The organism is Synechococcus sp. CBW1107 (assembly GCF_015841355.1).
Lineage (GTDB): Bacteria > Cyanobacteriota > Cyanobacteriia > PCC-6307 > Cyanobiaceae > Regnicoccus_A.
Genome location: NZ_CP064908.1, coordinates 936003 through 949348 on the forward strand (window position 1 = coordinate 936003; position 13346 = coordinate 949348).

Below are 13346 nucleotides of genomic sequence, written 5' to 3' on the forward strand. Positions count from 1 at the left end.
GGCGCACCCATGAAAAAACCCCGGCATGGCCGGGGCTGGATCGGAACGCTTCTGGCCGGAACCAGAACCCTGAGATCACCAGAGACCGCGAATGGGCTCGGGCTGGTAGGTGGGGGCAGGAGCGGGGGCCATGCGCACTTCAGCCACGGGGTCCATCATCTGGTTGGCCTGGATGCAGGCCGGCAGGAAGACGTACCAGGAGAGCAGGGAGGTGCACTGAGCTTCGCCCTGGCACTTGCCTTCGGCACAGATGTTCTGCTTGCCGTCGTAGGTGCCGCAGGTGTCAGCCAGGCGGAAGTCGGTGGGCAGGGCGGCCATGATGCCGGCCGAGGAGATGGATCCATCAGCGGCGTCAGCGATGATCGCGCCACGCAGACCCTGAACGGCGTAGGTCGACATCGACCAGTAGGGGAAGTAGCTGCGGGTCTGGTTCTTGAGGAACTTGACGCCGGCGTCGGAATAGAGGAAGCGGGTCACACCCACCACATCGACGCTGTAGGTCTTGGCCAGACCGGTGCGCAGTTCGCTCGCGGTCCAACCGGAGCGGGAGATCCCGCCGGCGAGGCCACGGTCGGTGACATCACCGGTTTCGATGAACGTTTTGAAGGCATCCAGGTTGGTGGACCACACGGCACCGCCGGTGTTCCAGCGAACTGGGATATCATTGTCCACAGCTGCCGAAGCAGGCAGGGCTGTGACTGAAATAGCGGCTCCAGCAAGGAGGCCAGCAGCAAGACGCTTCAGCACGGGGAGGCGAAGGAACATCTCTTTCAACTTAGACAGCTGAGTTGCACTTGCCAACAACTTGAAAGTGAATCCAGACAGAGTTTGGGCTGGCCCACTCCATGGCCCCCTCATGGGGTCGGACGAAGGGGCCGAAGGGTCCTGGGGCTCGTGAGCGAGCGCCATCCCGGCGGGCAACCGAGGCGGTCGGACTGATAAGGGAAGGCTCCCGGCGTTCCCTCGCCGCGACAGACCACCCCCCGCGGCACACTTTCGATGGCCTCCACCCGAGCCACATAGGTCTCCTTGCCCGTCCGGGGGGTGAGCCTGAGCTGGGCACTCTGGTCCTCCACCTTCAGTTCAGCCCTCATGTCCTGGGGAGCTTCGATGCCCAGGACATCGAGGTAACCGCTGAAGCCACCCCAGAAGTAACGGGTGATCTGGGCCCCCACGAAACGGTTGAGCAGCAGGGCCGCCTGCTGACGCTGATCCAGCAGGGCCTCCTGGGCTTCGAGATCGGCCAGGACAACAGCCGCCGAGGCCCCCGGGCGGCTGGCCAGGGGCGGCTGCAGGCTGAGCTGGACCAGACCGGCGACGCCGATCAGCGACAGGAGAGTGGAGAGGCCGAGGCGAAGGGCGAGGGCCATCGGGCTTCGGGAGGTCGACTGACCCTACCGGCGACCTAGGGTCAACCCTGGCAATCGTCGAACCATGACGCTGCAGATCGGAGATCCGGCCCCCGCCTTCACCCTTCCCGACCAGAACGGCACACCCGTGTCACTGGCCGACCTGCGGGGAACGCGTGTCGTTCTTTATTTTTATCCCAAGGACGACACCCCCGGCTGCACCAAGGAAGCCTGCGGGTTCCGTGATCAGTGGGCCAGCTTCGAGCAGCACGGCATCAAGGTGCTGGGCATCAGCAAGGACGAGGCCGGCAGCCACACCAAGTTCATCGCGAAGTACCAGCTGCCGTTCACCCTGCTCACTGATCCCGAGCCCTGTGAGGTGGCCGCGGCCTACGACAGCTATGGCCTGAAGAAATTCATGGGTCGTGAGTACATGGGGATGATGCGCCACACCTTCGTGATCGACCCCGAAGGGAAGCTGGAGCTCATCTACTGGAAGGTCAAGGCTGAGGAGATGGCTCAGCAGATCCTCTCGGATCTGGGCCTGAGCTGAGGGCCACCAGCGCCTCCAGCGCCAGCTCCGGTGCCGGTTCGAAGGGCACCTCCTGCGCCCGCAGCAACGGGGCCAGCGCCGGGGCGTCGCCGCCGGTGAGCCAGAGCGCGGCAGGCTCCACGGACTGCAGGTCGCGCCAGGCCTGGGCCACCGCCGCCGCCAGGCCGCTCAGGCAGCCCACGCGCATCGCCTGCTCGGTCTCGATCGGCCAGGGGTCGTTCACTGTGACAACGCGATCCAACCCCTCAGGGCCGGGCTCCAGCAGAGGCAGCAGCGCCGTGGTGCGCCCCAGTGAGCTCAGCTGAGTGCTCAGTCCGGGCTGCAGCCTGCCCCCCGCAAAGACTCCTGTCGCCCCGACCCGGGTGAGGCTGAGGGCCGTGCCCGCATCGGCCACCAGCACGGCTCCTCCCCCCAGCCGCCCCTGGCGCTGCCAGGCCTGCCAGCCCACCAGGGCGCGATCGATTCCCAGCCAGGGTGGCAGCTGCTGCAGGGGTACCCGCTCAAGCCGGAGGCGCCGGCCCTCCAGCTCCATGAGCTGACTGATGCGGCCCGCTCCCTGAAGAGGCAGCGGGCCCACGGCAGCCCAGGCCCGCAGCCGCTCCCACGGCAGCAGGGCGGGATCTGGGGGTGGCGGGCTGTGGCTGAAACGCAGGACCGGGGATTCGGGCAAGGAAGCCGCCTCGGCCAACGCTTCAACCCAGTGCCAGCGGCTGTTACCGATCAGCAACCAGAGATCGCCGGCACCCACGGTTCAGATGCCCTCGCCCATCACTCCCGGCAGATGGATACCGCATTCCTGCTTGAGCCCCCCGAAGCGGCTGGCGCGGCCGTTCCCGTCGTCAGGACGGCTGGAATGCCAGTCGCCCACGCTGGAATAGCCCTGCTCGAACAGCGGGTGCTGGGGCAGGGCATGGCTCTCCATGTAATAGAAGACCTGGCGAGGGCCCCAGGACAGCAGGGGTCGCAGTGACCAGCGCCCTCGCACCGCATCCAGGGGGGCCATGGCTCCGCGGTGATCGGTCTGGCCACCGCGCACCCCACTGGCCCAGCAGTGCACCCCCAGCTCCTGGAACAGCCGATCCAGGGGCTCCACCTTGCGCAGGCGGTGGTAGGTCTGAAGATCCTCCACCCGGCCGGTTTCCCAGAGGCGTCCGTAGAGCGCCTCCATCCGGGCCGGGGAAAGATCCGCCTGGGCCACTTTGAGATTCAGATTCAGCGCTGTGCAGAGCCTGTCGGCGTAGAGGTAGGTCTCGCTGGGGAGGTAGCCGGTATCCACCCAGAGCACGGGGATCCGCTCGCTGAGGCGGCTGGCCATGTGAAGCAGGACGGCCGACTGGATCCCGAAACTGGTGGTGAGTGCGAACCCCTCGCCGAAGGTCTCATACCCCCAGGACAGCTGCCCAGCGGCATCGAGGGGCTCCAGAACGCGCCTGGCCTGTTCAGGCTCGACGGTCCGGCCCAGCCGATCCGTCGGCAACGGGGTCGTGGTGAGGCTGGTCATGGCGTCCATCATCTCCTCCGGGGCAACACCGCTGGTTAGGGTTTGATCAACCCCAGACGGCAAGGCCATTCGCCCATGGAGGAGCCCAGCAGGCGCCCGGCCAACACGTCCCCACAGGCACCAGGCCCCACGCGGCCGGTGCTGATCGCCGGCGGCGGCTTCGGCGGTCTGTACACGGCCCTGGCCCTGGCGTCCCGCCGTCACCACCCGCCGATCCTGCTGGTGGAGCCCCAGGAGCGCTTCCTGTTCCTGCCTCTGCTTTACGAGCTGCTCTCGGAGGAATTGCGCAGCTGGGAAGTGGCCCCCCGCTACGACACCCTGCTGGCCAGCCGCGGTGTGGCCTGGCTGCGGGACGGGATCAGCCGCATCGATGCCCGCGCCGGCTGTGTCCACACCGAGAAGGGTCGGGAGCTGGCCTATTCGCGCCTGGTGATCGCCACCGGCAGCCGCGGCACCAGCTACGGCATTCCCGGGGTGGAGGAGCTGGCCATCCCGTTCCGCAACCTGACCGACGTGGAGCGACTGCAGGACCTGGTGCAGCATCTGCGCAGCCACCCCAGACCTCTGCAGCGGCTGGCGGTGGTGGGGGCCGGGCCGAGCGGGGTGGAGCTGGCCTGCAAGCTGGCCGATCTGCTCCGGGGCAGCACCGTGATCGAACTGATCGAGCAGGGCCCCGATCTTCTGCCCCAGGCCCGGGCCTTCAACCGCGAGCAGGCCCGCTCGGCACTGCTCCGCCGTGACATCCGCCTGCGCACCCACACCCGGGTGCTGGCGCTTGAGCCCGGCCGCCTGGAGCTGAGCCTGACTGCGGCGGCGGCGGGCAGCAACCGCGAGACATTGCCGGTGGATGGGGTGATCTGGACAGCGGGGGTGACTGTGACCCCGCCCCCGATCGATCCTGCCGCCAGACTCGATGAGCGGGGCCGGCTGCTCTGCGAACCGACCCTGGAGCTGGAAGGGACTCCCGGGGTCTTTGCCATCGGTGATGTGGCCCACGTCGCTGATGCCGATGGGGAACCTCTGGCGGCCACGGCCCAGGTGGCCTTCCAGCAGGCCGACTGCCTGGCGGAGAATCTGCTGCGCTCGCTCGAGGGTGAGTCGTTGCAGCCATTCCGCTGGAAGGATCTGGGCGAGATGATCAGCCTCGGCATCGGTGAGGCCAGCCTCACTGGCCTGGGCGTGACCCTGGCGGGGCCCGCCGCTTACCGGATCCGTCAGCTCACCTATCTCTCGAGGCTGCCGGGAGTGCCGCACCAGCTCAGGGTGGCGGCTGGCTGGTTGAGTGATCTCGGCCGCCATCCGAGCGGGCCTCGATGAGGGTGCCCCTGAGCCCTGGCGCACCCGCAGGGCTGCTGCTGGATGCCATGGGCACCTTGATCGGCCTGCGCCGATCCGTGGGACACACCTATGCAGAGGTCGCCCTCCGTCACGGCGTGATCGTGGAGCCGGCGGCGATCGATCGGGCTTTCCCTGCCGTGCTGCGCCGGGCTACGCCCCTGGCCTTCCCCGGCCTGGAGGAAGCGGAGCTTCTGGCGGCCGAGCGGCAGTGGTGGAGTCAACGGATCGAGGAGACGTTGCGCTCGAGCGGAGGCGACCTGGACGAGCTTGACCTTCCCCCTGAGCTGGCGCGTGAGCTGTTCGAGCGCTTTGCCGAGCCGGATCTCTGGAAGGTGTATCCCGATGTCATCGGCCCCATCGGCCGCTGGCACGGGTCTGGCCTGCGCCTGGCGGTGGTGAGCAACTTCGACCAGCGGCTGCACGGGCTGCTCGAGGCTCTCGACCTGGCGCAGCTTCTGGAGCTGGTGGTGGTCTCGAGTGCGGCGGGTGCCGCCAAACCCAGCCCCCAGCCCTTCAGGCTGGCCCTCGACGGCCTGGGACTCCGGCCCGAGCAGGTCTGGCATGTGGGCGACAGCCCCGAGGATCTGGAGGGTGCCCGGGCTGCCGGGATCACCTGTCTGCTGATCCGCCGCCATTGAAACAGTCCGTTCTCGCCGGCCGTGTCGCAGGGCTGCGGCCCGCCCAGAAACGGCGCCTGGAGCGCCTGGCCCAGCGCCGCCACCCGGAACAGGGAGGCGCCGACCTGCTGGGACTGCAGCGGCTGGCGGCCGAGTCCCGGGAGCTGGAACTGCCCCTCAGCCTGGTGGTGGATGGTCGCGGCCTCTGCCGTCTGCTCTGGGTCGGCCCCCTGGAGCAATCGGGCCGGCTGATCGAGCGCCTGCCTGGCTCCGAGCGGCGTCAGGGCCAGGATCTACGGCTGCTCAGCTGCATCGGCCGGGGGCAATCGCTGGAGCCCCTTGGCAGCGACGCTCTGGTGGGCATGGACCTGCAGCCCCTCTTCTGGCTGCGTTTCAGCGACCGCGCCCGCTCCGGTGGTCGCTGGCCCGCCGCCGTCTACGGCCTCAGCCGCGATGAAGCCCAGCCCTGGAGCTGCCGGCTGGAAGGCGAGCTCGCCGACCTCTGTGATCCCGGCATCAACCCCGCCGAGGCGGGCGAGCTGGAGGGAGCCGGGGCGATCAACCAGACTCCGCAGGGGCCGGAGCGGGTGATGCTGCTGGCGCTCGTGAGCGGCGAGGAGTGCGCGAGCCAGCGCGACATCGCCGAGCTCGAAGGACTGGTGCGCAGTGCCGGTGGCCTGCCGGTGGGGGTGGTGCGCCAGAAGCGCCAGCAGGCCGCCCCCCACACCCTCTGGGGTGAAGGCAAACTGCGGGAAGCGGCACTGGAGGCACGCCGGCTCGGGGCCACCCTGGTGGTGACCGACCGTGAGCTCACCCCCGTACAGGCCCGCAATCTCGAGCGGCTGCTGGATCTGCCGGTGAGTGACCGCAGCGAGCTGATTCTCGACATCTTTGCCCAGCGGGCCGCCAGCAGCGCCGGGCGCCTGCAGGTGGAACTGGCCCAGCTGCGCTACCGCCTGCCCAGGCTGAGCGGCCGTGGCCTGAGCCTCTCGCGCCAGGGGGGCGGCATCGGCACTCGCGGACCGGGCGAGACCCAGCTGGAGAAGGACCGCCGCGCCATTGCCCGCCGGATCGAGAGGCTTCAGCGCGACGTGGAGCGGCTGGGGGAACACCGGGCTCGCCTCCGTCAGGGCCGGGGTGGGCTGAAACGTCTGGCCCTGGTGGGATACACCAATGCGGGCAAGAGCTCTCTGCTCAACGCCCTCACCCAGCCGGTGGCCGGGGAAGAATTGCTGGCGGAGAACAAGCTGTTCGCCACCCTCGATCCCACCACCCGCCGGCTGGAGCTGCCCGATGGCCACGGAGCGGTGCGACGCCTGCTGCTCACGGACACGGTGGGGTTCATTCGCGAATTGCCGCCGCCGCTGGTGGAGGCCTTCCGCTCCACCCTGGAGGAAACCCTCGAGGCCGACGGGCTGCTGATCGTGGTGGATCTGGCCGATCCGGCCTGGCCCGTGCAGCTCGAAACCGTTCACACCATCCTCGATTCCCTCGGCAGCCAGGCCCCCCGCCGGCTGGTGGCCAACCAGATCGATCGCTGCCCCGCCGGCGCCCTCGAGCTGGCCCGGTCCCTGGACGCCGATGTGGTGTTCATTTCCGCAACGGAAGGCCTGGGATTGCAGCACCTGCGCGACCTGCTGCAAGATTGGCCGCAATCCACGTAGGGATTACGTCCATGGACGACCTGCTTCAGGCCGCCCTCCAGCCCCAGGCCCTGATCACCCTGATGGTGCTGGCCCTGGCGGTCGTGCTGTTCATCACCGGCTGGCTCGCCCCGGAGGTCACGGGTCTTCTCGTCGCCGGTCTGTTGATGGCCACAGGGGTGCTCAAACCCGCCGAAGCCCTGGAGGGCTTCGGCAGTCCGGCTCTGCTCACCGTGCTGGGCCTGTTCGCGCTCTCGGCCGGCCTCTTTCGCTCCGGCGGCCTCGATCGGCTCAGGGGCCTGATCGGCTCCGACGCGGTCCGCAGCCCCAAGCGCATGATCCTGATGCTCACCACCCTGGTGGGACCAGTCTCAGCTTTCGTTCCGAACACCCCGATCGTCGCCTCATTGCTGCCCGTGGTCGAGGGCTGGTGCCATCGCCGCCGCATCTCCCCCTCGAAAGTGCTGCTGCCGCTGTCCTTCGCCACCGTTCTGGGAGGAACGCTGACGCTGATCGGCAGTTCGGTGAACCTGCTGGCCAGCGAAGTCAGCAACAAACTGGGTTACGGAGCCTTCGATCTGTTCAGCTTCACCCCGATCGGAATCGGAGTCTGGCTGGGAGGCAGCCTGGTGATGGTGCTGCTCTCCGACCGTTTCCTTCCGGATCGCGGCAGCGACGATCGCGACCTGGCCCACAGCTTCAGCGGTAGTGGCTACCTCACCGAAGTGATGATCCCGGCGCGCTCCGAGCTGGTGGGGAAATCCCTGCATGGCACGCGACTGCAACGACGTTTCGACGTCGACGTGCTCGAGATCCACAGAAAAGACGAGCGCTTCACCCCACCCCTGGCCGACCGCAGCCTACTCGAGGGGGATCGTCTTGTGCTGCGTTGCACCCGGGACGACCTGCTCAGGCTGCAGCAGGAGCACACCATTGTTCTTGCGCCTGTTCCTGAATCTGGAGAGGCCGAACTGGCCTCCCAGGCCCTGGCCAACCTGCGGATGGTCGAGGTGCTCCTGCCCGCCGGGTCGACCCTGGCCGGGGAAAGCCTGCGCGATCTGCGCTTCCGCCAGCGCTACAACACCACGGTTCTGGCCCTGCGCCGCGGCAATGAGGTGTTGCGCGAACGGCTTGGCAGGGCAACCCTCAGGGAGGGTGATGTGTTGCTCCTGCAAGGCCCCCAGGATGCCATCCGCGGCCTTCAGGCCAACAATGACCTGGTGGTCCTCGAGCAGATCGAAGACGATCTGCCGACCGTCAGCCGCAAGGGCCTCGCCATGGTCATCGCCATCCTGGTGATCGTCTTGCCCACCTTCAAGGTGTTGCCCCTGGTGGCGGCTGTGCTGCTGGGCACCGTGGCGATGGTGGCCAGCGGCTGCCTCCGTACGGGGGAGCTTCTGCGCTCGATCCGTCTGGATGTGATCCTGCTGCTGGGCTCCCTGGCCAGCTTCAGTGTGGCCCTTGAGAAAACTGGCCTGGCCGAGGCCATGGCGAAGTCCCTGCTGATCGGACTCCAGCATTGGCCGATCTTCTGGGCCCTCGCCGGAGTGTTCCTGTTCACCACCCTGCTCACCGAGGTGATGAGCAACGCGGCCACGGTGGCGATGGTGATTCCCATTGCGGCCAAAGTGGCCATCGGCCTCGGCATGCCGCCGATGGCCTTCATTTTCACCGTCCTGTTCGGAGCCAGCCAGAGCTTCCTCAGCCCGGTGGGCTACCAGACCAACCTGATGGTGTTCGGCCCCGGCCGCTATCGCTTCCTCGATGTGGCCCGCTACGAATTTCCCCTCACCCTGGTGATGACCCTTCTGGTGCCCTGGCTGGTCTGCAGGCAGTTCGGGATCTAGGCCCTCTGGTGCCTAACCTGACCCAGGCCTGGGATGCGGCCGCGGAAGGGCGCCCTTCCCGCCACGACCCTCTTCCTCTCCCTACCAACACGCTTGTTTCCCATGACGCTGCAACTCGGCGACACCGTTCCCGATTTCACCCAGCAGTCCCAGCTGGGTCCGATCAATCTCTACGACTACGCCGGCGACAGCTGGGTCGTGCTCTTCTCCCATCCGGCCGACTACACCCCGGTCTGCACCACCGAGCTGGGCGAGGTCTCGCGCCTGCGCCCCGAGTGGGAGAAGCGCAACGTCAAAACGATCGCCCTGAGCGTGGACTCGGCCGAAAGCCACAAGGGCTGGATCTCCGACATCAACGAAACCCAGTGCACGGTTGTTGATTACCCGATCCTGGCGGATTCCGACAAGACGGTCAGCGATCTCTACGGCATGATCCATCCGAATGCCCTCAACAACCTGACGGTGCGCTCGGTCTTCATCATCGATCCGAACAAGAAGCTGCGTCTGCAGATCACCTACCCAGCCAGCACCGGCCGCAATTTCGACGAAATCCTGCGGGTGATCGATTCCCTGCAGCTCACCGACAACCACCAGGTCGCCACACCGGTGAACTGGAAGGACGGCGAAGACTGTGTGGTGGTGCCCTCCATCGCCACCGAAGACGCCCGTGTCAAGTTCCCCAAGGGTGTCACCGAGATCAGGCCCTACCTGCGCATGACCCCCCAGCCGAACAAGTGAGGATCCAGCTGTCCTGAACGGACCAGCCCGGCGGGCGCCGTCCTGGACCTGTGTCCACTCCCGCCTCCGGCGGGATTTTTTTTCTCCGGCCGGTGGCGGGGACTGGCCAGCGGCTGGCGATGGGTGCGGGTCACAGAATGGCGTCGCACACGGATGAGCCTCGATGACCAACTGGTGGCGCTGGCAGGGAGCCGGAACGGCCGCACCGGACAGTTTCGCGGTGATCGGGGTGGGCCGTTTCGGCACAGCCGTCTGCAAGGAACTGGTGCGCTGCGGTGCCGAGGTGCTGGCCATCGACAGGGACCAGCGCGCCATCGATGCCCTGCGTCAGGTGGATCCGGCCATCGAGGCCCGCGCTCTCGACTGCACCGATGAAGAGGCTCTGCGGGAGGCGGGTGTGCTCGATCTCAACACAGTGGTGGTGGGCATCAGCGAACCGATCGCGGCCAGCATCACCGCCACCTTGATCGTCAAGGACAGCGAGGGCAGCCGGGTGAAGCAGGTGATCGCCAGGGCCACCAGCGACCTGCACGAGAAGATGCTGCGCCGGGTTGGGGCCGACAAGGTGGTGTTCCCCTCACGCATGCAGGGGGAGCAGCTGGCCCGTCAGCTGGTGCGCCCCAACCTGCTGGAGAGGCTCAGGCTCGATGATCGCAACAGCATCGAGGAGATCAAGGTGCCTCAGGCCTTCATCGGTCGCTCCCTGCGCGATCTGAACCTGCGCAAGAACTATGAGGTGAGCGTTCTGGCCGCAGGCCCGGAGAACCGGCTCTCGGTGAACCCCCCGGCCTCCCACGTGCTCAGCGAAGGGGATCTGCTGGTGGTGATGGGAACCGTTCAGGCGCTCGAAGGCCTGCCCCAGCTGTGAAGGTCCCTGGGCGTCCCAGCCTGGTGCTCGGACTCATGAGCGGCACCAGCGCCGATGGGGTGGACGCTGTGCTGGCCAGCTTTCAGGGCCCCCCGGCGCGCCCCCGTTGGCGTGTGCTCAACCACTGCTTCCACGTCTACCCCAGCGATCTGCGGGCCCAGCTGATCGCTGTCGGGCAGGGTCAGCCACTGGCAGCGGCCGCCCTGCTGGATCTGGGCGAAGCCGTGACCGAGGCCCAGGCTGAGTGCGCCCGCCGCTGCGATCCAGCCGGCCGCGCCGAGCTCGTGGGCTGTCATGGCCAGACCATCTGGCACCGGGCCCCAGAGACGGGCCGGCGCGGCGCCAGCTGGCAGCTGCTGCAGGGGCCGCTGCTGGCCCAGTTGCTGGAGCGGCCCGTGGTGTTCGATCTGCGCGCCCATGACCTGGCCCTGGGGGGGCATGGCGCCCCTCTGGTGCCCGCAGCCGATGCGGCCCTGCTGGAGCCGATCGGGGGCTGGCGCGCGGTTCTGAACCTCGGCGGGATCGCCAACCTCACGCTGTTGCCGCCGGCCCGGGGCCCCGAGCGCCAGCAGCCCGTGCGCGGCTGGGACTGCGGCCCGGCCAACACGCTGATCGACCTGGCGGTGAACCGCTTCAGCCAGGGCAGCCTCAGCTACGACGAGGGCGGCGCCTGGGCCAGCCGGGGCGTGGTGCAGGAGGAGTTGATCCAGTCGTGGTTGCAGGAGCCCTTCTTCCAGCTGCCGCCACCGAAATCCACCGGCCGGGAAGAGTTCGGCCTGCCTGATCTGGAGCGGCGTCTGCTTGATCTGGAGCAGAGGGCGGTGGCCGCCGGAGCCCCCCTGGAACCGGCCGACGCCCTGGCCACTCTCACGGCGTTCAGCGCGGCGGTGGTGGCGGCCGATCTGCGTCATGGGCCCAGGCCTCTGGAGCTGGTGGTGGCGGGAGGCGGAGCCCGCAACACGATGCTGATGGATCAGCTCAGGCGTCGCTGCCGGGGGCTGTGGGTGCGGTCGCTGGCGGAGCTGGGCCTCGACGAGGCCGCCCGTGAGGCCCTCGGCTTTGCCCTGTTCGCCTGGTGGCATCACCAGGGCCATGCCGGGTGCCTGCCTTCGGTGACCGGCGCTCGCCGGGCGGCGGTGATGGGTGTCAGGGCGGATCCGACGCTCTGAGCCCGAAAGATGCGACTCAGGAGCTGGAGCGGGGCAGGCGCAGACGCCGCGGCAGTCCCCGCAGCCGTCGGGGCTGGCTGCGCTCCTGACGTTCCAGCACCTCGCGGAAGCGCTCGGTGGGCCTGCCGGGGCCGCTGCTGCGCTCGCCCATCAGCGGGGGACGCTGAGCCGCTGCCAGCTCGAGGCTGTCGAGCCCCCGCTGGATCAGCACCTTGGCCATGTTGCTCACGGTGCGTGATTCCGCTTCCGCCGCCGCTGTGAGGCGGTCGCAGAGCTCCTCAGGCAGCACCACCTGAATGCGGGGGGACTTGGGGCGGCCGCTCGTGGAGGTCTGGCGGGTAGCCACAACGGAACAGATCCCACGCGTTACACACCAGTGTACAGAGATCCCAACGGATAGTATCCGGCACTAAGATTGAAGCGCTCCGAGCACGAGCCATGCCCAACAGCGCGCTCACGTCGGCGGCAGGACAGCCCCCGAAGCCACGTCGCACCAAGCAGCGTCAGGCCTCCCCAGGGACCCCCAGCACCCGCGGGGCTGGCTCCAGCGACGTCGAGGTTTCAGCGGTGATCAGCACGTACCTGCTCACTCATCTGCATCACGTGCTGCAGCGCGCCGAGTTCAACGCTCTCCAGGAAGGTCGCCAGCCCCTGGCTGCCAATTACGCCCAGCTGCGCCAGCTGCTCTGCCTGGAGGCCCGCAGCCTGGAGAGGCCAACCGGCGGAACCGAATCAGGCGAATCGGTGGAGCCGCCTCAGGCCGCCTGAAGGGGTCTTCCCGCCTGACTGCCCCCCCTCGCCAGCGGTTGAGCGGCGGCAGTCCTGGACCAGGACTTCATTCTTCCGGTCGGCCCGCGGGAGTCGTTCTGATCCTGTTCGCCTCTCCTGACGGATTCAGGCAGGAGTCATCGTTGCTGGACGGCACCATTTCAGCCCTGTCACCGACGGCGTGGCCAGCGACCTCCACCCGCTGACCTGGCGCCTGGGGCGCCCTGATCGAGCTGAGCCATCCCGGGGGCGGGGGGTGCGCCAGCCGCCTGAGCCGGCGCCTGCCGCCGTGACACCTCCAACAACAGCCAACAAAATCCAGCCCTGGCTGGTGAGCCGCCATAGGGTGCCATGGTGAGAGCTCCGCCTGTTATCGCCAGGCCAGTACCCATGACCGAGCACCCGCCCGAACCGGCCGCCGCGGCCAACGCCGCCGCGCTCTACGAGCGGATCCGCTCCGATGAAGTCCTCACCCAGGCCCTGTTCCGCCAGGCCCTGCAGGATCCCAAAGGGACGATCGAGCGGATCATCGCCATGGGAGCCGAGTTCGATCTGCCCGTCACCGAGGCCTCGGTCCGGGAGCATCTGGCCTCCCTCGACGACCTGGACAGCAAACAGTGGCTGATCAAGGCCCGCGGAGGGCTCTGACCCCAGGCAGGCCGTCACTCGCTCAGCTCAGGGCCTCTGCCGCTCGCCGGGGACTGACGATGGCTCGGACTGAATGGCCGGCCCCTGGCGAGGCTTCTCGCGCAGCTCACGCCCCCCCTGGGCCCAGCTGAAGAAGAGCCAGTAGCTCACGATCGCCAGGCCGGCCGCCACCACGAGCGCCGCCACCTGCTCCAGACGTTTCACCATCAAGGGCGGTGGCGGGAGAAGACTTGCAGTCTGCCCCGCACGCGAGCGGATCCGCCCATCTGGCGAGGAGCGAGCAACCGCGATCGGGCCGAGCGGAGAT

Annotated in this window: 16 protein-coding genes; 10 read left to right on the top strand and 6 right to left on the bottom strand. The window is 68.0% G+C overall.

Annotation, left to right across the window (positions count from 1 at the left end):
• Positions 1–75 precede the first annotated feature (75 nt).
• Positions 76–765 (bottom strand): alpha/beta hydrolase, encoded by a 690-nt coding sequence (locus I1E95_RS05020; RefSeq protein ID WP_197165995.1) that lies wholly within the window; start codon positions 763–765, stop codon positions 76–78.
• 89 nt (positions 766–854) lie between these two features.
• The gene (locus I1E95_RS05025) at positions 855–1370 is read right to left on the bottom strand and encodes a hypothetical protein (protein WP_197165997.1); all 516 of its coding nucleotides are present in this window, start codon (positions 1368–1370) and stop codon (positions 855–857) included.
• A gap of 64 nt (positions 1371–1434) precedes the next feature.
• On the opposite strand from I1E95_RS05025, the gene bcp reads away from it, so the two are divergent.
• Positions 1435–1902, top strand: coding sequence for a thioredoxin-dependent thiol peroxidase (gene bcp / locus I1E95_RS05030; RefSeq protein WP_197165999.1), 468 nt, complete (start codon positions 1435–1437; stop codon positions 1900–1902).
• On the opposite strand, the gene I1E95_RS05035 is transcribed toward bcp, so the two are convergent.
• A complete protein-coding gene (locus I1E95_RS05035; RefSeq protein ID WP_197166000.1) occupies positions 1850–2650 on the bottom strand; it encodes a type III pantothenate kinase in 801 nt (266 codons plus the stop codon). The two genes, bcp and I1E95_RS05035, sit on opposite strands and share 53 nt — an antisense overlap.
• Before the next feature lie 3 nt (positions 2651–2653).
• The gene (locus I1E95_RS05040) at positions 2654–3415 is read right to left on the bottom strand and encodes a phosphoadenylyl-sulfate reductase (protein ID WP_197166002.1); all 762 of its coding nucleotides are present in this window, start codon (positions 3413–3415) and stop codon (positions 2654–2656) included.
• 63 nt (positions 3416–3478) lie between these two features.
• On the opposite strand from I1E95_RS05040, the gene I1E95_RS05045 reads away from it, so the two are divergent.
• The 7 genes from I1E95_RS05045 to I1E95_RS05075 all read left to right on the top strand — a co-directional run bounded on the left by I1E95_RS05045 (position 3479) and on the right by I1E95_RS05075 (position 11623).
• Complete coding sequence (locus I1E95_RS05045; protein ID WP_197166004.1) at positions 3479–4720, top strand: NAD(P)/FAD-dependent oxidoreductase; 1242 nt, start codon at positions 3479–3481, stop codon at positions 4718–4720.
• Entirely contained in the window at positions 4717–5379 is a 663-nt protein-coding gene (locus tag I1E95_RS05050; RefSeq protein WP_197166005.1) for an HAD-IA family hydrolase, read from the top strand. Before I1E95_RS05045 ends, I1E95_RS05050 begins: the two co-directional genes overlap by 4 nt.
• Entirely contained in the window at positions 5376–7022 is a 1647-nt protein-coding gene (gene hflX, locus I1E95_RS05055) for a GTPase HflX (RefSeq protein WP_197166008.1), read from the top strand. The genes I1E95_RS05050 and hflX overlap by 4 nt, the downstream gene beginning before the upstream one ends.
• Before the next feature lie 11 nt (positions 7023–7033).
• Positions 7034–8848 carry an SLC13 family permease gene (locus tag I1E95_RS05060; protein WP_197166010.1) on the top strand — a complete coding sequence of 605 codons (1815 nt, stop codon included), beginning with the start codon at positions 7034–7036 and terminating at the stop codon, positions 8846–8848.
• A 102-nt stretch (positions 8849–8950) separates the two neighbouring features.
• Positions 8951–9586 carry a peroxiredoxin gene (locus I1E95_RS05065; RefSeq protein WP_197166012.1) on the top strand — a complete coding sequence of 212 codons (636 nt, stop codon included), beginning with the start codon at positions 8951–8953 and terminating at the stop codon, positions 9584–9586.
• 163 nt (positions 9587–9749) lie between these two features.
• A complete protein-coding gene (locus I1E95_RS05070; RefSeq protein ID WP_197166013.1) occupies positions 9750–10454 on the top strand; it encodes a TrkA family potassium uptake protein in 705 nt (234 codons plus the stop codon).
• Between the two features lie 35 nt (positions 10455–10489).
• Complete coding sequence (locus I1E95_RS05075) at positions 10490–11623, top strand: anhydro-N-acetylmuramic acid kinase (protein WP_197166015.1); 1134 nt, start codon at positions 10490–10492, stop codon at positions 11621–11623.
• A 16-nt stretch (positions 11624–11639) separates the two neighbouring features.
• Here I1E95_RS05075 and I1E95_RS05080 read toward each other — a convergent pair whose 3' ends face one another.
• Positions 11640–11969, bottom strand: a complete 330-nt coding sequence (locus I1E95_RS05080; protein WP_197166017.1) for a hypothetical protein — start codon at positions 11967–11969, stop codon at positions 11640–11642.
• Positions 11970–12061: 92 nt separating this feature from the next.
• Here I1E95_RS05080 and I1E95_RS05085 point away from each other — a divergent pair, with 92 nt between their 5' ends.
• Both I1E95_RS05085 and I1E95_RS05090 read left to right on the top strand, forming a co-directional pair.
• Positions 12062–12391: a hypothetical protein gene (locus tag I1E95_RS05085; RefSeq protein ID WP_197166018.1), complete on the top strand. Its 330-nt coding sequence runs from the start codon at positions 12062–12064 to the stop codon at positions 12389–12391.
• Positions 12392–12781: 390 nt separating this feature from the next.
• On the top strand, positions 12782–13039 hold the full coding sequence (locus tag I1E95_RS05090; RefSeq protein WP_197166020.1) for a hypothetical protein: 258 nt from the start codon (positions 12782–12784) through the stop codon (positions 13037–13039).
• Between the two features lie 27 nt (positions 13040–13066).
• Here I1E95_RS05090 and I1E95_RS05095 read toward each other — a convergent pair whose 3' ends face one another.
• The gene (locus I1E95_RS05095) at positions 13067–13246 is read right to left on the bottom strand and encodes a hypothetical protein (protein ID WP_197166022.1); all 180 of its coding nucleotides are present in this window, start codon (positions 13244–13246) and stop codon (positions 13067–13069) included.
• Positions 13247–13346 lie beyond the last annotated feature (100 nt).